This is a genomic window from Sphaerisporangium rubeum (assembly GCF_014207705.1).
GTDB classification, from domain to species: Bacteria; Actinomycetota; Actinomycetes; order Streptosporangiales; family Streptosporangiaceae; genus Sphaerisporangium; species Sphaerisporangium rubeum.
Genome location: NZ_JACHIU010000001.1, coordinates 7,312,173 through 7,332,316 on the forward strand (window position 1 = coordinate 7,312,173; position 20,144 = coordinate 7,332,316).

Genomic DNA, 20,144 nt, shown 5'->3' on the forward strand with positions numbered 1-20,144 from the left:
AAGTCGTACGGCCACGGCCGTCAGCACACCGATGGCGGACGATCGGCGGGGTGCGGGACAACCCTCGGCGAGTGGGGTCACTCTTCGTACGGCAGGCGTACCGTGACGGTCAGGCCGCCTTGGTCGCGGGGTTCGGCGGTGATGGTGCCGTCGTGTGCGGTGGTGATGGCGTGGGCTATGGAGAGGCCGAGGCCGTTGCCTTGGTCGAGGTCCAGGGGGGTCGCGTGCAGGCGGCGGAACGGGTGGAAGATCGCTTCCAGGTCGGCGGGGGGTACGGGAGGGCCGGTGTTCTCCACCACCAACTCGACGGTGTCGCCGGTTCTACGGGTGGTCACGTGGGCTTCGCCGGTCGGGTGGTTGTGTCTGATCGCGTTCTCCACGAGGTTCTGTGCCAGGCGTTCGATCAGCACGGGGTCACCGGTGGTGGGTGCGTATCGGGGGGTGCTGTGTATGGTCACGCCGCGTCGGTCCGCTTCCTCGGCGGCCTGGTCCACGGCGTGGTCCACCACGTCGGCCAGGTCGAAGCGGCTGCGGTCCAGGACGGGTCGTTCGCCTTCCGCCAGGGCCAGCAGGCCGTCCACCAGGCGCTGGTGCCTGGCGTTGACCAGCAGCAGTGACTCACCTAGGCGGCGGACCTGCTCGGGTGCGCCGGGTTCGCGGACGGCCACCTCCACCAGGGTGCGGTTCACGGCCAGGGGGGTGCGTAGTTCGTGGGAGGCGTTGGAGATGAAACGGCGTTGGCCGTCCACGACATGGGCCAGGCGGCCGAGGATGCCGTCGAAGGTGTCGGCGAGTTCCTTGATCTCGTCGTGGGGGCCGTCGTAGCGGATGCGCTCGGCCAGGTCGTGGGTCTGTGCCACGCGTCCGGCGGCCTGGGTGACCGTTCGCGCGGGACGGAGTGTCCAGTGGGCCGCCCACCAGCCGGCCGCGGCTGCGACGGCGGTGGCGCAGAGCAGGGCCAGGGTTCCCCAGAGGCGCACGGCGTCGATGGTCCCGGTCAGGTAGGTTCGCTGGACTCCCTGCTCGTAGCCGAACTGGAAGATGTCCTTCTTGGACTCCCATGGGCCTTCGGGGATCGAGATCGCGAGAGGACCGAGGCTTCGCTGTACGGCGAGGTGGACGGCGGCCAGCACCGCGGCGCCGATCAGGAAGGACATGGCCGCCGACAGCAAGGCGAAGCGCGTCCGGATGGTGGTCCTCATGGGATGCGGTACCCGACGCCGGGGACGGTCTCGATGAGCTGCGGGTCGCCCAGTTTGCGGCGCAGCTTCATCATCGTGGTGCGTACGGTGTTGGTGAAGGCGTCGATGCGCTCGTCCCACACCTTCTCCAGCAGCGTCTCGGCCGAGACGACGGTGCCGCGAGCGCGCAGCAGCTCGGCCAGCATGGCGTACTCCTTGCGGGCCAGGGGGACGTACCGGCCGCCGCGGAACACCTGGCGGTGGACCGCATCCAGGGTGAGGTCGCCGCGCCGCAGGACCGGCGGGTCGGCGGGGGTGGCGCGCCGGGCCAGGGAGCGGATCCGGGCCACCAGTTCCTCGAAGGCGAACGGCTTGCTCAGGTAGTCGTCGGCGCCGATGGACAGGCCGGTCACCCGGTCGCGGACGTCGCCCGCGGCGCTGAGCATGAGGATCCGTACCACGCCACCCGCGTCGACCGCCTCGCGGCAGACGTCGTCGCCGTGGAGACCCGGCAGGTTCCGGTCGAGGACCAGCACGTCGTAGCGGTGCGCGGCGAGCCGCCGCAGGGCCGCCGTTCCGTCGTAGGCGACGTCCACGGTCAGGCTCTCGCCGCGCAGGCCCGCCGCGATCGAGTCGGCGAGCATCCGCTCGTCCTCGGCGATCAGGACCCGCATCGCGGCCCCCTTCTCAGTCGCTCCGCGCGCACCAGGCTGGCAGCGGCCGGATAACGCGAGCGTAACCAAATGCGGTTACGTCACCTTGATCGTCCGCCTGCTGGAGTTCCTCTGTCGCCGTTTCCTGGACATTCTCGGGACCCAGATGTCGTTCGCCTCCCCTTTGTTCCTGTGGTTCTTCATGCCGGCCACGCTGGCCGTGTACTGGCTGCTGCCGCCGCGGCTGCGCAACGCGGTGGTCGCCGCGGCGAGCCTGGTGTTCTACACCTGGGGGGCCGGGCCGTACACGCTGCTGCTGCTCGCGGCCGTCGCCGTGAACTACGCCGCCGGGCTCGCGCTCGGCTCGGACCGGTGGCGCGACCGGCCGGAGGCGCGCCGCGGGGTGCTGCTGGCGGCCGTCGGGTGTGACGTGGCGGTGCTGGCGGTGTGGAAGTACGCCGGGTTCGCCGGCAGGCAGGTGGACGCGCTGGCGGAGGCGCTGGGGCTGGGTCACACGCCTGTCGTGGACCTGGCCCTGCCGATCGGGATCTCGTTCTTCACCTTCCACCACCTGTCGTACGTGGTGGACGTCTACCGAGGCAGCACGCCGGCCCAGCGCAGTCCTGTGCGGTTCGTCACCTACATCGCGATGTTCCCGCAGCTTGTCGCCGGGCCGATCGTCCGGTACCACGAGATGGCGGGGCAGCTCGGCGACGTCAGGCGCGACCGCTTCGGTGACCTCGCGTCGGGTTTCCCGCGGTTCGCGCTGGGGCTGGCCAAGAAGGTCGTCGTCGCCGACTCGCTCGCCCCGATCGCCGACGCGGCGTTCGCGCAGGCCGGTGGCCAGATCAACACCCCGACGGCGTGGCTCGGCGCGTCGGCGTACGCGCTGCAGATCTACTTCGACTTCTCCGGCTACTCGGACATGGCCGTCGGCCTCGGGACGATGCTCGGGTTCCGGCTTCCGGAGAACTTCGACCGGCCGTACACGGCGTACTCCGTGACCGACTTCTGGCGGCGCTGGCACATGTCGCTGTCCCGCTGGTTCCGCGACTACGTGTACATACCGCTCGGCGGCAACCGGTGCGGCGCGCCGAGGACGTACCGCAACCTGCTGGTCGTCTTCACGCTCTGCGGTCTGTGGCACGGCGCCGACTGGACGTTCCTGGTGTGGGGCCTGTACCACGGCGCTCTGCTGGTGGCGGAACGGCTGCTCGGCTGGGACCGTCCGCCTGCCGCCGCGTGGTCGGTCGCGCTGCGCCGCGGCGCCACGCTTCTGCTGGTCCTGGTCGGCTGGGTGATCTTCCGAGCGGAGAGCATGCCGGAGGCGTGGAACATGCTGCGGGCCATGTTCACGTGGTGTCCGGGGGAACTGGACGAGTTCGTCGCGTACGCCGCGAACCGCCAGCGGGTGGTCGTCTTCACGGTGGCGCTCGCCGTGGTGGTGGCGCCGGCCGGGCCTGCGCTCGGTTCGCTGATCGAGGAGGGACGGGGACGTGCGGCACGGGCCGCGCGGGCCGCGGTGACGTGGGTCGCCGCTCCCTGTGCCGCGGTGCTCGTCGCCGCCGGCACGTTCAGCCCTTTCCTCTACTACCAGTTCTGACCTGGGAGGACTTCGGTGATCACTGTACGGGCCCGGCCGGCGTCGTCTCGGGCCGATGGCCGCCGCGGCGCGGTACGGCGGACGGTGGCGCCGCTGGCGGCGGCGTTGTTCTTCTTCGGCCCCGCACTTGCCTTCGTCGCGGGTGACCGGCCCGCGCGGATCGAGAACCGGAGGCTGCCGGAGTTCCCGGCGCTGTCGCGGGGCTGGGACTTCTTCCCCGAGGCGGAGGGATGGGCCACCGCTCATCTGCCGCTGCGGCTGTACGCGGTACGCGGGAACGCCATGATGTCGGAGTTGCTGTTCGGGCACGCGCCGTCCCACGCCACGGCGGGCCGGCCTGACTATCCGCGGGTGGTGGAGGGGCACGACGGCTGGCTCTACTTCGGCGACGACGTGACCGAGGCGTGCCGGCCGCGGCGCCTGGTCGCCGACACGATCGGACGTCTGCGCCGTCTGGCCGGGATCGTGCGCGGGTCCGGCCGGCGGTTCGTGGTCACCGTCGCCCCCGACAAGACCACCGTGTCACCGGATCGGCTGCCGGAACGCTTTCCCGGCCGGCACTGTCTCGACGAACGCAAACGTGAGTTCTGGGCCGCGCTGAAAGCCGCGCGCCTGCCCGGCTACGTGGATCTGCTCGGCCCGCTGGAGCGGACGCAACGTGACTCCGGCATGGCGGCGTACTGGCGGACCGACAGCCACTGGACCGAGCGCTCCGCGGGGCTGTACGGCGCCGAGCTGGCCCGTGCGCTCGACCCCGGCCTGTCCCGGCACAGCCGGCTCGTCAGGACCGGCACGGCGGTGCGGGCCGGCGACCTCGGCGGACTGCTGGGGATGCCTCTGGAGGAGACCGTCGAGCGGTGGCGCCTGGACCGGGACGGGGTGCGGCGGCTCAGGCAGGACGACCATGAGCTGCCGGTGTCGTTCCGCACCGTGCACACCTCCGGCCTGGCATCGCTGTACCGGCCGAGGACCCTGCTCGTCGGGGACTCGTTCACCCGCAACTCCCTGCCGTGGGTCCTCCCCTACTTCGCCGACCTGACCTACCTGCGCAGTGACGCCGCCACGAGAGTGGGGGCCGGCCAGGTCGCACGGAAGATCGCGGAGAGCGAGACGGTCGTGGTCGAGATCGTGGAGCGCCACTTGGTCGGGGGCCGCGTCGAGATGCTGGACGACGCCGTGCTCGCGGCGCTCGAACGAGCCTTGTGAAGTGGCCCGACAACGGCCTGTCCGGACGGATCGGCCGCTGGGGCCGGGGTTTCGGTGACCTGTCGTAGACGCTCGGCGCGTGCCGGTATCGCGGTGGTCCCCTGCGCACGGACGCACCGTGGTAGGCTCGGCAGAGTTGCAGTTGTGGTTCCCAGAGACTTCAAGTGCCCTCACCGGTGTTCCACTGCCGGTAGCGGCACTTTTGTTTTGCCGGTGCTTTTCCGGACGGGGTAATCATCGCAGCGACGCGGGGGTTCGCACGGTGCGAGCCTTACGGGCACTGCCCCGAAGGAGATGCAAAAATGGCTACAGGCACAGTGAAGTGGTTCAACTCGGAAAAGGGCTTCGGCTTCATCGAGCAGGACGGTGGCGGCGCTGACGTCTTCGCCCACTACTCGAACATCGCCGCCTCGGGTTACCGCGAGCTCCAGGAAGGCCAGAAGGTGAGCTTCGACGTCACCCAGGGCCAGAAGGGCCCGCAGGCGGAGAACATCGTTCCCGCCTGACGCTGAGCATCGCAGATGGGGTCCGCGCCTTCGGGTGCGGGCCCCATCTCATTTCTGCCGTGTCGTCCGGTGTGCCGTCCGGGGGTCGTGCCACGTGCGGATGGTGGCCGCGCGGGAGGTCAGGACAAGGTGTCCTTGAGGGCGATCTGGCCGTCCTGGATGACGAATTTCTGGTTGGTGTTGTCGGGGTTGCACTGCCACAGGTAGATCTGCGTGCCGTTGCCGCGGTTGTTGGTGGCGTCCAGGCACAGCTGGTTGGATGTGTTCTGGGTCGAGGAGAGCATGATCACGCCGTTCTTGACGGTCCAGAGCTGGTTGGCGTTGCTCAGGCACTGCCACTGGTAGACGCGGGTGCCGTTGGTGCGCGCGTTGGAGGAGTCCAGGCACATCTGCGGGATCTTGCCGACGGTGTCGGCCACCTTGATGAGGCCGTTCTCGATGGAGAACTTCTGGTTGGTGTTGGTGCCGCCGCACTGCCACTGGTAGATCAGGATGCCGTTGCCGCGGTTGTTGCTGACGTCGACGCACATCGGTGTGCCGATCCGCGCGGAGGGGCTGGGAGGCCGGTCGGCGGAGGCCGTCGCAGGCATGGGGATGTGTGCGGCGACGCAGACGGCGGCGGCGGTCATCAGGTACCGGGTGCGCATGGTTGCCTCCTTCAGGAGTTGATCAAGACCCCAGCACCATTCCACAGCGGAGAGTCACCGATCAACTACTGATCGCGTACGCCGTCGTGTGTCGTGGGAAGAGACCGGCGGGGGTGCCGGGTTGCTGGATGATGTACGTCTCCTGCGGGAGGACTCATAGACTCGCCGGGGGGTTTGACAGGATGCGTACCTTTTTCAAGACCGAGGTGGGTAGCACCAGCGTGCTGCTCGGCGCCACCGTGCTCGGGTTGCTGTGGGCCAACTCGCCGTGGGCCGACACGTACGAGCAGTTCTGGCACCTCACGCTCGGGTTGTCGTTCAACGGGAACGAGTTCTCGCTGGACCTGCGGCACTGGGTGAACGACGGGCTGATGACGGTGTTCTTCTTCGTCATCGGGCTGGAGATCTCCCGCGAGGTCACCGTGGGACAGCTGCGGGACCGGCGGCTCATCGCCGTACCCGCGGTGGCGGCACTCGGCGGTCTGCTCGTGCCGGCCGGGATCTACCTGCTGTTGAACGCCGGCGGGGCCGGGGCCGCGGGGTGGGGGGTGCCGATCGCCACCGACACCGCGTTCACGCTCGGTGTGCTGGCCGTCGTCGGAGCGCGGTGTCCCGAGCCGTTGCGCGCGTTCCTGCTGACGCTGGCGATCGTGGACGACGTGCTGGCGATCCTCGTCATCGCGATCTTCTACACCGACGACCTGTCGGTGACGGCGCTGATCTGGGCCGTGGTGCTGCTCGCGCTGATCGTGACGTTGCGGTGGCTGCGGTTCTGGCGAGCACCCGCGTACGTCATCCTCGGTCTCGCCCTGTGGCTGGCGGCACTGATCAGCGGCGTGCACCCCACGTTGGTCGGCATCGCGCTCGGCGCTCTGGTGCTGGTGTACGCGCCGCGTGAGCACCAGGTGATGCTGGCGGGTGAGGCCGTGCAGGAGTTCACCAGCATGCCGAACGCCAGGCTGGCGGTGCAGGCGGCGCGCACGGTACAGCAGGCGGTGTCGGTCAACGAACGCCTGCAGCTGCGGCTGCACCCGTGGAGCAGCTACGTCATCGTGCCGATCTTCGCGCTCGCCAACGCCGGCGTGCGGATGGACGGCCCGTCCCTGAGTCACGCCGCGGCGTCCCTCGTCACCTGGGGCATCATCCTCGGTCTGGTGTTCGGCAAGCTGGCCGGCATCACGCTCGGCACGTGGCTGCCGCTGCGGCTCAACTGGGGTGTGCTGCCGGGAAACCTGGTGTGGGGTCAGATGCTGGGTGGCGCGGCGGTCTCCGGCATCGGGTTCACGGTGTCGCTGTTCATCGTGGACCTGGCTTTCACCGACCCTGTGCTGCGCTCCGATGCCAAGATCGGCATCATCGTGGGTTCACTCGTCGCCGCCGGTCTCGGCTGGCTGATCTTCCGCATGGCGTGGGACCAGGGTGGCGTCTGCGCGCCGCCGCGCACCGAGCCCGAGGAGACGCTCCCCGAGACGCTCGCCGTCCCCGTCCACGAAGGCGACCACGTGCGCGGACCCGCCGACGCGCCGGTGACGCTGGTGGAGTACGGCGACTTCGAGTGCCCCTACTGCGGACGGCTGCACGAGGTGCTGGAACAGCTCCGGGAACGCCACCCCGATCTGCGCCTCGTCTTCCGGCACTTCCCGCTCCGCGAACTGCACCCCCACGCCGCTGCGGCGGCGCTGGTCGCCGAGGACGCCGCCGCTCAGGGCAGGTTCTGGGAGATGCACGACACCCTGTACGCGAACCAGCGCCACCTGACCGACACCGACCTGGAGCGCTACGCGCGCGAACTCGGCGTGGAGCCGTGGCTTGACGTGCCGGGCCATCTGGAGCACATCTCCGCGGACGAGGAGTCCGGCCGCGCGAGCGGAGTCCGCGGCACCCCGACCATCTTCCTGAACGGCACCAGGTACCACGGCCGCCACAACCTGGAGTCCCTGTCCGACGCCGTCGAGGCTCTCCGGCCCGTCACCCCGGCACCGTCGCACGAGCGGGACGCGTAGCCGTACTCCCGCGCCTGCTCATGGTGGCCCTGCCGGCCGGTCCGGAAGGTACGGTATCGGTGAGGGGTGATCAGATGCCGGACGAACGGCTCCCGACGATCGGCCGTTGCTACGCGTGCAAACGGACGTTCCACTACGACCCCGCGACCGTCACGATGTTCCTCGTCGACCCCGAGACCGGTTTCCCACCCGGTATGACGGTGCTCGGCGGTCAGCGCGATCCGGCACCCGAGTCCGTACGGCGGGCCGAGCGTCGGCCGGTGTGCCCGAGGTGCGTCGAGCAGGCGGAACGGCACCTGGCCGCGCAGAACCCACCCGAGCCGCGCTTCCCCACCTGGCCCTAAGGAATCCAGAGGCAGAAGGGATGACCGGCCGGGTCGAGGTAGACCCGGACGTCGTCCTGCGGCTGGTAGGACGCCAGTGTGGCGCCGGCCGCGACGGCGTGCGCACCGGCCGTTTCGAGGTCGTCGACCTCGATGTCCAGGTGGGTCATCATCTGCTGGTCGCCGGGCCCGGCGGGCCAGGTCGGCGGCACGTAGGCCTTCTCGGTCTGGAACGACAGGCCCGTGCCACCGCCGGGAGGCCGGAGGGTGACCCAGTCGCCTTCGTCGTCCTTGACCTGCCAGCCGAGAAGCCGCTGGTAGAACGCGGCCAGCTCACCGGCGTCGGGAGCGTCGAGCACGGTCGAGGTGAGGGTGAGGCGGGGAGCGCCGGTCATGTCATCTCCTTCGGCGAGCCTGAAGGGTGACGATATCGCGGGGAACCGGCCGGGTGGCCGCGGATACTACGAGGAGGGCCGGCCTTGGGTGGCGCCGGGCTGGGAGAGGGTGGCTTCCAGCTGGGACTCGGTGGCCAGGTGGGTGGCGAGCTCTTCCAGGGTGGCGGCGCAGCGGACGTTGGAGAGACCGTGGCGGAGGAGCGCCGGGGAGAGGCCCTGGCGGCGGACGGCGTACCAGCCGCCGCCTACGGCGTCGGAGACCAGCCAGCGGCGGCTGTACTTGGCGTTGAGCTCGGTGATGGTGATGGGGGTCAACGGGTCACCCCGGTCAGCGGGGGAATGGGTGCGGTGGACATGGGTCAAAGGGTAGTCACTTCAGGGTAGCTAATCAATCACGAAGAGTCACCAGCGTGAGGAGGTATGGCGGAGTCGGTGGCGGGTCCAGCAGGCTTGTCCCTATGGACGCACAGGGAACAGTGGCCACTCGGAAGGCTTTGCACGCGGTGGCCGAGGTGGTGATGGCGGGGCCGCAATATCGGCGTAGTGGGACGATTCGGTTGCGGGTTACGCCGGGTGGGTTCGCCACCGTGGCCGAGCCGGCGCTGCGGGTCGAGGGGGGTGTGCTCGTGGCGGGGGACAGCCGGACGGAGCTCGACGGACGTACGCTGCGTGAGCTTGGGGAGGCCACCGGCGAAGGAGCCTGGAAGCCCGAGGGGGTGTACCACGACGGGTCGGGGGCTTCGCCGGACGATGCGGTGAGAGTGGACGCGGAGGCGGCGGGGGTGCTGGCCGAGGCGCTCCGGCGGGGGGACGCGGCGTTGCGGGAGTTCGCGTCCGGGGTGACACCGGTGCTGTGGCCGGAGCACTTCGACCTCGGGATCACGGTGGACGAGGTCAACTACGGGGTTTCACTGGGGGACGGGTACCTCGGGGAGCCGTACGCGTACGTGGGACCGTGGCAGGCGCGGGACGGGGAGTTCTGGAACGCGCCGTTCGGAGCCGCGCGGCCGTTGTCGCAGGTGGAGGATCTGAGGGGGTTCTTCGAGGAGGGACGGCGGCTGGCCGCGGGGTGAGGCTGTGGGAGCGGCGGGGTCGCCGCTCCGGCCCGCCGTCCGGAGGCCATGGTCACGTTGTGTCACGGTCGTCGTATGCCGGTACGGCATGACCGACCCTTGCTTCGGCGATACCTTCCCGTAACCCGCGCCTCCGGTACGCGATCGGGGGCCGGGTCAGGTGCGGCGCGTCTCGCCGGGAAGACGGTCACCGGAACAAGGCTCAGGCGGGTTCCCGGATGTGACCCGACGGCCAGGTTTCTCTGGCCTGAGATGGCCGTCACATGGAGGGTGGTGCGTCGTCGCCGCAGGTCCGCATGGGTGCGGACTCCGGAGAGGCGGGACGTGGACGTGGCGGGGGACGACCGGCGCGAGCGGGGGTGGAGATAGCGGCCGGGACCGGTCCAGGCTAACGGCTCAGCGAAACCCCCGTAGATCACCACACAGGCACGATCCGCTCAAAAGATGCACGGGACCAACTTGAGTATCTGTGCGATCGTGGACAAGGCGGGGCAAGTTCTCTGGAGACGCGGAACCGCGTTCGTGACTGAGGGTGATAGAGCGTGATGGAGTCCCCCGTACCACATGAACCCCCGATCTATCGCCGCATCGCGGATCGTCTGCGCCAGGCGATCCTGGCCGGCGATCTGCGGGACGGGGACCGGCTCCCGGGCGAGAACGCGCTCATGTCCGAGTACGGCATCGCACGCGCCACGGCGAGGCAGGCGCTGGCCGTCCTCATCAACGAAGGGCTCGCCGTCCCGAAGCGCGGCTCAGGCGTCTACGTGCGACGGTTCCGGCCCATCCGCCGGCACGGTTCGCGCCGCCTGTCCCGTGAGCAGTGGGGTGCGGGCCGCGCCATCTGGGACTCCGACGCCGGCGGCCGGCCGTACACGGTGGACGACCTCACCATCACGCTGGAGCCCGCGGCGGACGAGGCCAAGCGGGTGCTCGACTGCGACGAGGTCTGGGTGCGCCGCCGCCGGTACTCGGTGGACGGCCGTCCCGTGCAGCTCGCGGCGTCGCACTTCCCCGCGCCGCTGGTCCGCGACACCTCTATCGTGCTGCCGGACACCGGCCCGGGTGGCGTGTACGCGCGGCTGCGCGACCTCGGCCACGCGCCGGCGCACTTCACCGAGGAGGTGCGGGCCCGCATGCCGGCGCCGGAGGAGGCCGAGCAGCTCGGCCTGCCGGCGGGGACACCGGTGATCGTGGTGTGCCGCGCGGCGTACGCGGCCGGCGGCACGGCCGTGGAGCTCAACAAGATGATCATGGATGCGGCGTCCTACGTACTTCAGTACGACTTCGACGCCTGAGTCAAGGTCGTCGGCCAGGCGTTAGGTTGACCTGTCCACCCCGAACATTGATTTCTCTAGAGATGTCCCGCAACGTGAGAGGAACGGTGCAAACCAGGCCCTAGGGAAGGGTGGACGGGATGTCGTTCGACCGGCACCTCGCCGAAATCGCCCGGGAGTTCCCTGACTGGACCATCTGGCGCAGCGATGCCGGAAGGTGGTGGGCCACCCGGCATCGTCCCCTCACCGACGCCGAGCGCAAGTCCGGCTGCGCCATGACCATCGACGCCGACGACCCGGCGGGCCTGCGCCTCGGGCTGCTCGAACAGCAGGAATGCATGGCGGCCGCCTACCACGAGCCGGCCCCTGCCGAGCCCGCCGTCGAGACGTCCCGTCCGCCGCCGCCCACCCCGCCGGTCACCGGGCCGGCCGCCGTGGGGGTGGCCGGGACGGACGAGGACCAGCCCGGCGACGACGCCGTGCCGGACGGCACGGCGACGCCTCCCTGAACCTGGCCGGCCGCTGTGTGCGGACGAGCAGGCGCGTAAACCTCCGACCCGATCGGGGGCGAAGGTTTCCGCGGCGCCGCGGGCCCACGGGTCTTCCCGTGGGCCCTCGGCGTCTGAGGAACCGCCTACGGACGCGTGCCGTCGCCGGACGCGGGCAGGTCGGGCTTGTCGAAGAAGCTCCGGACCCGGCCGTGCGAGTCGGACGGGGTGACCGGGGTGTCGTAGAAGGAGTCGCGGACGTCCCTGGTGTCGTCGCCTGAGCCGAGCGACTCGAACGGGCCGCGGACCACCGAGTCGGCCGGGGTGCCGGCGGCGGGGGACGGCGCGTCGTTCACGTGGACCTGGTCGTGCTCGCCGAAGTCCGGCTCGTCCACGGTGAGACCGCCGAAGTGGTCGTCGGCGGGCTTGCCGTCCTGCTCGCCGGCCGGTGCGTCCGCCGGTGTCTCGGCGGGCTCAGGGGTCTCGGGGGTCTTGCCGCGGTCCTCGTCGGCGGGCTCGTCGGCGCCGGCGGCCTTCTCACGCGCCGCGGCGTCCTCGTCACCCGGGTCGTCGACCGTGCCGATGACCGGCCGCGGCGGCAGTACGGAGGCCTCGTCGATCAGCTGACCCGCGGAGGTCTCGCGCTGCAGCAGGTCGGTCAGCACCGAACCCATCTCGTTGAGCCGCCGCATGACCTCGGTGTGGGTGTCGGTGAGGAACGTCACCCGGCGGCCGGTGTGCTCGTCCAGGGACTCGGCACGCCGCTGCGCGGAACTCAGCATGTCCGCCGCCTCGGCCTTGGCGGCCTTCAGCGTGGACTCCGCCTCGCCGCGCGCCGAGGCCAGCGTGGACTCGGCCTCCGCGTTGGCGTCGGCGAGAAGCTTCTCGGCGTCGCGCTGCGCGGTGGTCAGGGTGCGCTCGGCCTCGGCGCGCGCGTCGCGCAGCGTCTCCTCCGACTCCTGGCGCGCCGTGCCGAGGGTCTCCTCGGCGTCCGCGCCGGCCTGGGCCAGCAGGCGCTCGGCCGAGGTGGTGGCCTCGTGCACCCGGTGCTCCGCCTCGGCCTGCGCGGCCGACAGCATGCGCTCGGCCTCGGCGTTGGCGTCGTCGCGCACCTTGGCGGCGTCGGCGTCGGCGGTCTGGCGCTTGGCGCGGGCCTCCTCCTCGCCGAGCTTGAGGATGGCGCTCAGCCGCTCACCGATCTCGTCGTAGTCCTGCGGGGCCTCGGCGAGACGGCGGCGGGCCTCCGCCAGCTCCACCCGGCCCTGCTCGGCCTGATCGATGGCACGTGCCAGACGCTCCTCGAGGTCGCGGATCTGGTTGCGCATGCGGGTCATGTGGTCGTGGACCTGGCGGCGGCTGTATCCGCGCATCACCACCTCGAAGCCGAGGTCCTCGTGCATCATGTCGGGAAAGCTGTCGTGCTGGTTCGTCATGGCTGAGCCCTGGGATTCTGGATGCGGGTGTCTGGGGGTGTTCACGTCAGGACACGACTTTCCTGCCATCTGCCGCACTCCGCAACCTGAACGCACGACGTACCGCCAAGTCATGTGGCATGAGACCGCGTGGCGGCGGCGCCGAGGCCTCGTGACATCATGACGAGCGTGTCCGAGCCGACCGTTCCCGGGACCGCCGGGCCCGCCGTGCCGTACGTCGCCGCGCTCGGCGCCGCCGTGCCGTCCGTGCACCCGGAGGCCTACGTGGCACCGACCGCCGTGGTCGTGGGACGGGTGCGGCTCGGCCGCGCCACCAGCGTCTGGTACGGGTCGGTGCTGCGCGGCGACGACGAGGACATCGACGTCGGCGAGGAGTGCAACATCCAGGACCTGTGCTGCCTGCACGCCGACCCGGGGCTGCCCGCCGTGCTGGAGGACCGCGTCAGCCTCGGCCACCGGGCCATGGTGCACGGCGCGCACGTCGAGACCGGCGCTCTGGTCGGCATCGGCGCCATCGTGCTCAACGGCGCGCGCATCGGCGCGGGCTCCCTGGTCGCGGCCGGCTGCGTGGTGCCGCCTGGCAAGGTGTTCCCGGCGGGTGTGCTGGTGGCCGGGGTGCCGGGGAAGATCGTGCGCGAGCTCACCGACGCCGACCGCGCGTCGTTCGCGGACACTCCTGCCAACTACATGGCCAAGGCCGCGCTCCACCGCACGGCGCGGCCCCTGCCTGGCGACTGACCACCGCGCACATGTTCCAGCATGTCCGGCATCTCCGCCACATGCCACGGCACCCGGATCGGCGGCCCCTCCGGCAGTAACATTGCCGCCGTGCAGTGGGACCCTTTCGACGCCATCGAACGGGACGTCCGTGTCATGGTGGCGGACCCCCGGTGGGCCGACGTCCCGGCTCCCACGCAGGCACAGGCCATGGCGGCACGGCTGCTCACCACACCGGACGGCGCGTGCTGGCTGTTCGGCGCGCACGCGCGGTGGTACCGCCACGACGCCTCAGACGGGTTGTGGCACCTGTCGGCCCCGCCGTTCTCCGTCGACACGCGCGCCGCGGCCCGGCCCGCCTACCCGGCCCCCGCCGTACCGGAGCACCTGCTGCCCCGTGCCGTGCACCTCGCCTTCGACCGGGGGTCGGTGCAGGCGTTCGTGGGGCCTGACGTGCCACGCGCGGTCACGGAGGGCATCCGCGGGCTGCTCGACGCGCAGCGTGGCCGCGACGGCGAGTTCCTCGGGGTGTCGGGTGCGCTGAAGGAGTCGTTCTACAACGACGTCCCCGCCGGTGTGGCGATGGTGTGGGGCACGATCATGTGGTGCGCCTACGCGCCGGCGTTCGACGGCAACGAAGTGCTGCTGTCGATGTTCGGCGAGTTCCTGTCCCGGCCGCTGCCCGGTGACGACTGGGTGCGGTGGCTGCCACCCGTGCCGCTGTCGGCGCTGATCGAGATGTACGCCGAACCGCTGGCCAAAGGCGCGCAGGGGGCCGCGCTGCGCCTCGCGGGGCTCGCCGCGGCGACGGCGAAGGTGCTGCGCGCCGACCCGCGTTTCGCGCCGCGCGCCGAGGCCCTGCTCGCGATGGCGCAGCCGCTCGCGGCACGGCCGTGGCTGGACCACCACGCCAGGGACGCCACCACACTGCACCGCACGTGGCTGGCCCGCTGCCCCGCGCACCTGGCCCCCTCCGTGCTGCCGGAGACCGCGCCGGGTGAGCACTTCAGGCATGTGCTGTACGACCTGGTGCAGGCGCTCGCGTTCGTCGGCGGCCGTGGCGGCGATCCCCGTGCGACGGCGGCGGCTCTGCTCGCGGCCGACGTGCAGACCGTCGCGCCTGCCGCGGCGGTGCGGCTGGACCCGTGGCTGGACGCCGAGACGCGCCACACCTACCGGACGGCGTTGTCGGCGCCGGACGATCCGCTGCGCGACTGCTGGCCGCGCGCCGGCGAGCCGGCCCCTGATCTGCTGCCGCCTGACCGCGCGTCGGCGGCGGCGCTGCTCGGCGCGGGGTACGCCACGGGCCTGGCGTGGTGCAGGCTGACCGGCACCGAGCCTCCGGCGCACGGCTTCCCGGTGTCCGCCGCCACGGTCAGGTGCCTGATCCACGAGCGGGACGACCCCGCCGACCCATTACCTGCAGTCCCAGATGTCTCTGTGGAATGGATACGTCACTCCTGACGAACCCGGCCTTCGGCAAACAGGTTATTGGGCTATTTTTTACTTACTTCGCGTATATCATTCCCCGCCCTACTATCAGGCGTTTTGACGGAATTGTGATCTCGCTAGCGGGAAATGGTCTCCACAGGGACACGGGAGGGTCTGGCGAATGGTCACGATGGGCCATGTCGTCGGTTGCCGACCGGTCGTAACCTCGAAGTGGGTGTGGGCTGCGGAAGGAAGGACGACGCGGTGGGGCACGACAATCTGGACTCACGAGTCCATGACCGTGTCGCGTTGGACGAGATCGCGCTCTACGCGGAGGTGCTCAGCGCCGTCGCTGTCAGCGAACGAGAGCTGACGTTGGATGAACTCGACAACGCGCTCGGATTGCGCACTTCGGTGAGTCACTGAAGAGGCTCGCAGAACTGGTCCCGGACTCCCCGGAGTTCGGGACGGTTTTGCGTCGAGGTCGTCATCGCGCACCCGGACTAGTCCGTACGGGCCGCCGGACCGCACGCGGACCCTACGGCCGGACTAGCGCCGTGTCAGCACCGAACTAGCCACCGGACCGGCCCCCGGACCAGTCACGGCTAGGAGCGCACCAGCCTCGCGATCGCCGCCGAGGCCTCCTTGACCTTCGCCTCGGCCTCCGGGCCGCCGGCGTTGATCGCGTCGGTGACGCAGTGGCCGATGTGGTCCTCCAGCAGACCGAGCGCCACAGCCTGCAGGGCACGGGTGGCGGCCGACACCTGGGTCAGCACGTCGATGCAGTAGGCGTCCTCTTCGACCATGCGCTGAAGACCCCGGATCTGGCCCTCGATCCGGCGCAGCCGCGTGAGATAGGCCTGCTTGTCGGCGCTGTACCCATGCATGTTCTCCACGATACCTCTTCGGGGTATCTCAGCGGACGCGCAAACGTCCGGCCAGTTCCTCCCAGCGCGCGCCGACGGCGGACGCCTCGTGCGCGGTCGCGGCCTCCCGGGCCCCGGCCGCCAGCATCATGCGGCGCCGCTCGTCGTCGATCAACGCGAGCAACGCCGACGCGTACGCCTGGAGCTCCTGCTCACCGCGGGAGACCAGCACGCTGTCCCGTCCCGCGGTGACGAACTCCCCCGGCCCGCGGGTGCCTTCGAACCCCACCACCGGCACGCCGCAGGCGAGCGCCTCGATCACCGTCATGCCGGGGGTCTCGGCGTGCGAGGTGACGGCCACGATGGACGCCTTGGCGAACTCTCCCTGCAGGTCGGGGGTGGTCCCCATGAAGTACACGTTGTTGTGCAGGCCGAGGTCGCCGACCAGCGCGCGCAGCCGCTTCTCCTCAGGCCCGCCGCCGTACAGGCGCAACCGCCAGTCGGGCCGCTTGTCGGCCACGATGGCGAACGCGCGGATCAGCGTGTCGAACGCCTTGCCGGGGAGCCAGCGGCCACCCGCGGCCACGACCCGGTTGTCCATGCGCGACCTCGGCCACGGGCCGCGCGGCAAGGAGTCGGGGATGACCTCGACCGGCGGGCCGCCGTCGTCGTCGAGCAGCCGCTGGAACTCTCCCCTGGTGGTCTCGGTGGACGCGACGACGGCGTCGAGCTTGGGGTAGAACCGTCGCACCGCGCCGGGGATGGACGGCCGGCCCCACTCGCGCGCGATGCGCAGCACGTCACGTGGCACATGCCTCGCGGCCTGCACGCCGAGGCTCGCGCGGGTGGTGACGAGCACGTCGGCCCGCAGGCCGCGCAGCGTGCGCCACAGAGCCATCTCGGTGCGCATCTGGCCGCGCGGCAGCAGGTGACGCACCCCGGGCCGCGCGTCCACCAGCCAGCGCACCGCCACCTGCGGGTCGACGGGGAAGAACGGCGTCTCCCTGACCCTCCTGACACTGACGATCTGCACCTCGTGCCGCGTCGCCAGCTCGCCGGCGAGATTGACCACGGCCCTGGTGTCGCCGCGCATCCCGTACGCCGAGGCGAGCAGGAAACAGATCCTCATCACCCCACCTCGAGACGCAGCTCGTCGTCCGCGGTGTAGCAGGGTCGCATCGGCACGCCGTCCACCTCGGTGTCGGGGTACTGCACCCTGCGGCGTTTGCCGTCCACGTCGTCGATGCGCGCGCCGAGCGGCAGCGGCTCGGCCAGGCCGTCCACTTCGAGCGACGGTTCCCACAACCCCTCGTAGTGAGGTGTGGCGGCGAGCACGTCGCACAGCGACAGCGCGGCGTGGAACCGCACACCCTGCACCGTGGCCGCCGTGGTCACCACGCCGTCCGGACCGGCGGGGGGCCGCAGCGCCAGGCGGGCCGGCCGGTGCGCGTCGTCGTCGGTGATCCCGGTGTACGCCAGCAGGCCGGTCACCTCGAAACGACCCTCACGCAGCCACACCGCGCGGACGTCCGCCACCGGGTCCGCCGAGGCGACGCGCAGCGCGAGATAGCCGTTGAGCGTGCGGTAGGCGCGGTACGCCAAGGTGCGGCGGCTCAGCGCGTAGGCGTCCAGGCGGTCGAGCGAGAAACCGGGGTCCACACACTGCACTCGGGTGCGGGACCCCTTGCCTTGTTCTCCCTGCTCAAGGTAGGTGTCCCAGCGGCCGGGGCCGAGCGCCAGCGGGCCCAGGGAGACCGCCACGGAGACGTCGTGCGCCTCCGCCCCCGGCGTGCCGAGCACCACCGTGCTCTCCGGGCCGCCGCCACGCCGCCGTAACACCAGCCGCGTGCCTTCGGGGAGGGGCTCCTCGATGGCAAGGCGAAGCGAGAGGACGTCGGCCATCGTGACCTCGGCATCGGTAACGACGACGCGCACCGGCGCCCCCTCCCCGTCGATTGAGCCGCGACGTTGAGGTTACCGTTATTTAGTCGCAATGTGGAGAAACGGTTTCGGGCCCGCCGTCGTGCGTTCAGGCCGAGGTCGTCCCACCTTTCACAGACGTCACTAGAAGCTGTGCGACGTCGACGACTTCGAGGGTGGGTTTGGCCTCGCCGGTGTTCTTCTTCTCGTTGATGGCGTCGCCGAGCATGACCAGGCAGAAGGGGCAGGCGGTGGACACGCGGTCGGGGTCGGTGGTCAGGGCCTCGTCGACGCGTTCGGTGTTGATGCGTTTGCCGATGCGTTCTTCCATCCACATGCGCGCGCCGCCGGCGCCGCAGCAGAACCCGCGGTCCTTGCAGCGGTGCATCTCCTGGGTGGTGACGCCGGGGACGGTGGCCATGATGTCGCGCGGCTGGGTGTACACCTTGTTGTGCCGGCCCAGGAAACACGGGTCGTGGTAGGTGATCTTCTCCTCGATCGGGGTGACCGGCGTCAGGCGGCCCTCCTCGACCAGGCGGGCCAGCAACTGGGTGTGGTGCACGACCTCGTAGGTGCCCCCGAGCTGGGGGTACTCGTTGGCCAGAGTGTTGAAGCAATGCGGACACGTGGCCACGATCTTCGTCACCCCCGCCTCGTTGAGGGTCTCGATGTTCTGCCGGGCCAGCATGTCGAACACGAACTCCATGCCGAGCCGCCGCGCCGGGTCGCCGGTGCAGGCCTCCATCGGGCCGAGCACCCCGAACCGGACCCCGGCCATGTGCAGCAGTTCGGCCACCGCCTTGGTGGTCTTCTTGGCCCGGTCCTCCAGCGCGCCGGCGCAGCCGACCCAGAACAGGTACTCCATGCCGTCGGGGACGGTGTCCTCGATCAAGGTGACCTCGATCGGATCCACCTGCCGGGAGGCCAGTTCCTCGATCCACTCGGCCCGCTTGACCTCCGGCACCCCCCACGGGTTCCCCTTGTTCTCCAGGTTCTTCAGCATCACCCCGGCCTCGGAGGGGAAGCTGGACTCGATCATGACCTGGTAGCGGCGCATGTCGATGATGTGATCGATGTGCTCGATGTCGACCGGGCACTGCTCCACACACGCACCACAGTTGGTGCACGACCACAGCACATCGGGGTGGATCACCCCTTGCTCCCCGACCAGCGGCTTACCGGCCAGCGCGAGCACGTCCTGCGGCAGGTCCTCCCGTTCGGCCTCGGACGCCAGCAGGTAGGGGGCGATGGCGAAGGCGTGGTCGCGCTGGTCCAGGATGAGCATCTTGGGTGACAACGGCTTGCCGGTGTTCCAGGCCGGGCACTGCGACTGGCACCGGCCGCACTCGGTACAGGTGTAGAAGTCCAAGAACCCCTTGAACGTGGTGTCCTGCAGCGTCCCCCGGCCGAACACATCGGTGTCGGGGTCGGCCTCCTCGAAGTCCAGCACCTCGCCGTTGCTGCGCATCTGAGGGACCGCGCCGAGACCGTCGGGACGGCGGGAGAACAGCACGTTCAGCGGCGCGGTGAAGATGTGCAGGTGCTTGGAGTTCACCACGATCACCAAGAACACCAGCATCACCCCCAGGTGCAGCAGCAGCCCTACCGGCTCCAGCACCTCGTTGGCACCCTCCCCCAAAGGCCGCAGCAGCGCCGCCGCACCCTGGGAGGCGAACGCGCCGCTGTCGTAGGGGAAGTTCCCGGTGTTGATCGCCGCACCCCGGAACAGGAACAACGTCCAGATCACATTGAAGATCATGAACAGGATCAGCCACGCACCACCCAGATGCGACCCGCTGAACCGCGACGCACGGCCCAGCTTCCTCGGCGCGTTCTGGACCCGGATCACGGCGAACGCCGCCAGACCGGCCACACACGCCACCGCGATGAGGTCTTGCGCGAACCCCAGCACCGGCCAGGTGCCGACCAGCGGGATGTGGAAGTCCGGCGTCCCGGTCACCGCACCCTGGATCAGCGCGCCATACGCCTCCAGGTACACCGTCGCCAGGATCACAAAAGCCCAGAACACCACGAAATGCGCCACACCCGACGGCGTCCACTTCAGCAGCTTGCGCTGACCGAACACCTCCACCAGCTGCGCCTTCAGCTCCGCACCGGCGTTCCGCCTGGCGTACGCCACCCGCTCAGGCGCCGGCTGACCGCTCATGGCGAGGCGCCGCAGAAAGTTCACCCGGCGCGCGGCGAGCGCCAGCGCGGCGGCGGTCATGACCAGCCCGATGATCGCTACTAGGAGCACAGGCCCTCCCTGTCTACGGCGCTGTCCACGCGGCACTGTTCCCGGCGCCGGCCTTCCGGCGCGCGTACGGCCGGCACTCGCATACTACCCATGGGTAACTTATGGGTGTGCCAGTCCGTTCACTCCGCGTCGACCACCACCGGAACCGATACTAGAAGAGTGCTCTGG

20 protein-coding genes are annotated in these 20,144 nt (G+C 70.2%); 10 read left to right on the plus strand and 10 right to left on the minus strand.

The window, feature by feature from the left end; genetic code table 11:
- Positions 1-77: 77 nt before the first annotated feature.
- Positions 78-1,202 carry a HAMP domain-containing sensor histidine kinase gene (locus tag BJ992_RS31065; RefSeq protein ID WP_184987049.1) on the minus strand — a complete coding sequence of 375 codons (1,125 nt, stop codon included), beginning with the start codon at positions 1,200-1,202 and terminating at the stop codon, positions 78-80.
- On the minus strand, positions 1,199-1,855 hold the full coding sequence (locus tag BJ992_RS31070) for a response regulator transcription factor (protein WP_184987051.1): 657 nt from the start codon (positions 1,853-1,855) through the stop codon (positions 1,199-1,201). Before BJ992_RS31070 ends, BJ992_RS31065 begins: the two co-directional genes overlap by 4 nt.
- An 85-nt stretch (positions 1,856-1,940) precedes the next feature.
- On the opposite strand from BJ992_RS31070, the gene BJ992_RS31075 reads away from it, so the two are divergent.
- The 3 genes from BJ992_RS31075 (at position 1,941) to BJ992_RS31085 (ending at position 5,149) form a co-directional block, all read left to right on the plus strand.
- The gene (locus BJ992_RS31075) at positions 1,941-3,437 is read left to right on the plus strand and encodes an MBOAT family O-acyltransferase (RefSeq protein ID WP_246496834.1); all 1,497 of its coding nucleotides are present in this window, start codon (positions 1,941-1,943) and stop codon (positions 3,435-3,437) included.
- A 15-nt stretch (positions 3,438-3,452) separates the two neighbouring features.
- Positions 3,453-4,643 (plus strand): alginate O-acetyltransferase AlgX-related protein, encoded by a 1,191-nt coding sequence (locus BJ992_RS31080; RefSeq protein ID WP_184987053.1) that lies wholly within the window; start codon positions 3,453-3,455, stop codon positions 4,641-4,643.
- Between the two features lie 302 nt (positions 4,644-4,945).
- A complete protein-coding gene (locus BJ992_RS31085) occupies positions 4,946-5,149 on the plus strand; it encodes a cold-shock protein (protein ID WP_184987055.1) in 204 nt (67 codons plus the stop codon).
- A gap of 119 nt (positions 5,150-5,268) precedes the next feature.
- On the opposite strand, the gene BJ992_RS31090 is transcribed toward BJ992_RS31085, so the two are convergent.
- Positions 5,269-5,796: an RICIN domain-containing protein gene (locus BJ992_RS31090; protein ID WP_184987057.1), complete on the minus strand. Its 528-nt coding sequence runs from the start codon at positions 5,794-5,796 to the stop codon at positions 5,269-5,271.
- 182 nt (positions 5,797-5,978) lie between these two features.
- Between BJ992_RS31090 and nhaA the strand changes: the two genes are divergently transcribed.
- Together nhaA and BJ992_RS31100 are read left to right on the plus strand one after the other, a co-directional pair.
- Positions 5,979-7,799 (plus strand): Na+/H+ antiporter NhaA, encoded by a 1,821-nt coding sequence (gene nhaA, locus BJ992_RS31095; RefSeq protein WP_184987059.1) that lies wholly within the window; start codon positions 5,979-5,981, stop codon positions 7,797-7,799.
- 74 nt (positions 7,800-7,873) lie between these two features.
- Entirely contained in the window at positions 7,874-8,143 is a 270-nt protein-coding gene (locus tag BJ992_RS31100; RefSeq protein WP_184987061.1) for a hypothetical protein, read from the plus strand.
- Here the strand turns inward: BJ992_RS31100 and BJ992_RS31105 are convergent.
- Both BJ992_RS31105 and BJ992_RS31110 read right to left on the minus strand, forming a co-directional pair.
- Positions 8,140-8,517 (minus strand): VOC family protein, encoded by a 378-nt coding sequence (locus tag BJ992_RS31105; protein WP_184987063.1) that lies wholly within the window; start codon positions 8,515-8,517, stop codon positions 8,140-8,142. The genes BJ992_RS31100 and BJ992_RS31105 overlap by 4 nt on opposite strands.
- Before the next feature lie 66 nt (positions 8,518-8,583).
- Complete coding sequence (locus BJ992_RS31110) at positions 8,584-8,832, minus strand: hypothetical protein (RefSeq protein WP_184987065.1); 249 nt, start codon at positions 8,830-8,832, stop codon at positions 8,584-8,586.
- Between the two features lie 242 nt (positions 8,833-9,074).
- On the opposite strand from BJ992_RS31110, the gene BJ992_RS31115 reads away from it, so the two are divergent.
- From BJ992_RS31115 to BJ992_RS34485, 3 genes are all read left to right on the plus strand, one after another.
- Positions 9,075-9,590, plus strand: a complete 516-nt coding sequence (locus BJ992_RS31115; protein ID WP_221475050.1) for a hypothetical protein — start codon at positions 9,075-9,077, stop codon at positions 9,588-9,590.
- Between the two features lie 545 nt (positions 9,591-10,135).
- Positions 10,136-10,885, plus strand: coding sequence for a GntR family transcriptional regulator (locus tag BJ992_RS31120; protein ID WP_184989391.1), 750 nt, complete (start codon positions 10,136-10,138; stop codon positions 10,883-10,885).
- A gap of 119 nt (positions 10,886-11,004) precedes the next feature.
- Positions 11,005-11,373, plus strand: a complete 369-nt coding sequence (locus BJ992_RS34485) for a hypothetical protein (RefSeq protein ID WP_343072944.1) — start codon at positions 11,005-11,007, stop codon at positions 11,371-11,373.
- A gap of 125 nt (positions 11,374-11,498) precedes the next feature.
- On the opposite strand, the gene BJ992_RS31130 is transcribed toward BJ992_RS34485, so the two are convergent.
- Positions 11,499-12,785: a coiled-coil domain-containing protein gene (locus tag BJ992_RS31130; protein WP_184987069.1), complete on the minus strand. Its 1,287-nt coding sequence runs from the start codon at positions 12,783-12,785 to the stop codon at positions 11,499-11,501.
- A 159-nt stretch (positions 12,786-12,944) separates the two neighbouring features.
- Here BJ992_RS31130 and BJ992_RS31135 point away from each other — a divergent pair, with 159 nt between their 5' ends.
- Positions 12,945-13,523, plus strand: coding sequence for a gamma carbonic anhydrase family protein (locus tag BJ992_RS31135; protein WP_184987071.1), 579 nt, complete (start codon positions 12,945-12,947; stop codon positions 13,521-13,523).
- A gap of 90 nt (positions 13,524-13,613) precedes the next feature.
- On the plus strand, positions 13,614-14,966 hold the full coding sequence (locus BJ992_RS31140; RefSeq protein ID WP_184987073.1) for a hypothetical protein: 1,353 nt from the start codon (positions 13,614-13,616) through the stop codon (positions 14,964-14,966).
- A gap of 572 nt (positions 14,967-15,538) precedes the next feature.
- Here the strand turns inward: BJ992_RS31140 and BJ992_RS31145 are convergent.
- The 4 genes from BJ992_RS31145 to BJ992_RS31160 all read right to left on the minus strand — a co-directional run bounded on the left by BJ992_RS31145 (position 15,539) and on the right by BJ992_RS31160 (position 19,946).
- Complete coding sequence (locus BJ992_RS31145) at positions 15,539-15,820, minus strand: metal-sensitive transcriptional regulator (RefSeq protein ID WP_184989395.1); 282 nt, start codon at positions 15,818-15,820, stop codon at positions 15,539-15,541.
- 28 nt (positions 15,821-15,848) lie between these two features.
- Complete coding sequence (locus BJ992_RS31150; RefSeq protein WP_184987075.1) at positions 15,849-16,928, minus strand: glycosyltransferase; 1,080 nt, start codon at positions 16,926-16,928, stop codon at positions 15,849-15,851.
- Positions 16,928-17,734, minus strand: coding sequence for a hypothetical protein (locus BJ992_RS31155; RefSeq protein ID WP_184987077.1), 807 nt, complete (start codon positions 17,732-17,734; stop codon positions 16,928-16,930). Before BJ992_RS31155 ends, BJ992_RS31150 begins: the two co-directional genes overlap by 1 nt.
- Before the next feature lie 94 nt (positions 17,735-17,828).
- Complete coding sequence (locus BJ992_RS31160) at positions 17,829-19,946, minus strand: (Fe-S)-binding protein (RefSeq protein WP_221475896.1); 2,118 nt, start codon at positions 19,944-19,946, stop codon at positions 17,829-17,831.
- Positions 19,947-20,144 lie beyond the last annotated feature (198 nt).

Bases quoted from the DNA above. Each gene is read 5' to 3' on its own strand.
- BJ992_RS31145 (WP_184989395.1), bottom strand. From the start codon at position 15,820: ATGCATGGGTACAGCGCCGACAAGCAGGCCTATCTCACGCGGCTGCGC.
- BJ992_RS34485 (WP_343072944.1), top strand. From the start codon at position 11,005: ATGTCGTTCGACCGGCACCTCGCCGAAATCGCCCGGGAGTTCCCTGAC.
- BJ992_RS31090 (WP_184987057.1), bottom strand. From the start codon at position 5,796: ATGCGCACCCGGTACCTGATGACCGCCGCCGCCGTCTGCGTCGCCGCA.
- BJ992_RS31065 (WP_184987049.1), bottom strand. From the start codon at position 1,202: ATGAGGACCACCATCCGGACGCGCTTCGCCTTGCTGTCGGCGGCCATG.
- BJ992_RS31070 (WP_184987051.1), bottom strand. From the start codon at position 1,855: ATGCGGGTCCTGATCGCCGAGGACGAGCGGATGCTCGCCGACTCGATC.
- BJ992_RS31105 (WP_184987063.1), bottom strand. From the start codon at position 8,517: ATGACCGGCGCTCCCCGCCTCACCCTCACCTCGACCGTGCTCGACGCT.
- nhaA (WP_184987059.1), top strand. From the start codon at position 5,979: ATGCGTACCTTTTTCAAGACCGAGGTGGGTAGCACCAGCGTGCTGCTC.
- BJ992_RS31135 (WP_184987071.1), top strand. From the start codon at position 12,945: ATGACGAGCGTGTCCGAGCCGACCGTTCCCGGGACCGCCGGGCCCGCC.
- BJ992_RS31130 (WP_184987069.1), bottom strand. From the start codon at position 12,785: ATGACGAACCAGCACGACAGCTTTCCCGACATGATGCACGAGGACCTC.
- BJ992_RS31150 (WP_184987075.1), bottom strand. From the start codon at position 16,928: ATGAGGATCTGTTTCCTGCTCGCCTCGGCGTACGGGATGCGCGGCGAC.
- BJ992_RS31085 (WP_184987055.1), top strand. From the start codon at position 4,946: ATGGCTACAGGCACAGTGAAGTGGTTCAACTCGGAAAAGGGCTTCGGC.
- BJ992_RS31120 (WP_184989391.1), top strand. From the start codon at position 10,136: ATGGAGTCCCCCGTACCACATGAACCCCCGATCTATCGCCGCATCGCG.
- BJ992_RS31160 (WP_221475896.1), bottom strand. From the start codon at position 19,946: ATGACCGCCGCCGCGCTGGCGCTCGCCGCGCGCCGGGTGAACTTTCTG.
- BJ992_RS31100 (WP_184987061.1), top strand. From the start codon at position 7,874: ATGCCGGACGAACGGCTCCCGACGATCGGCCGTTGCTACGCGTGCAAA.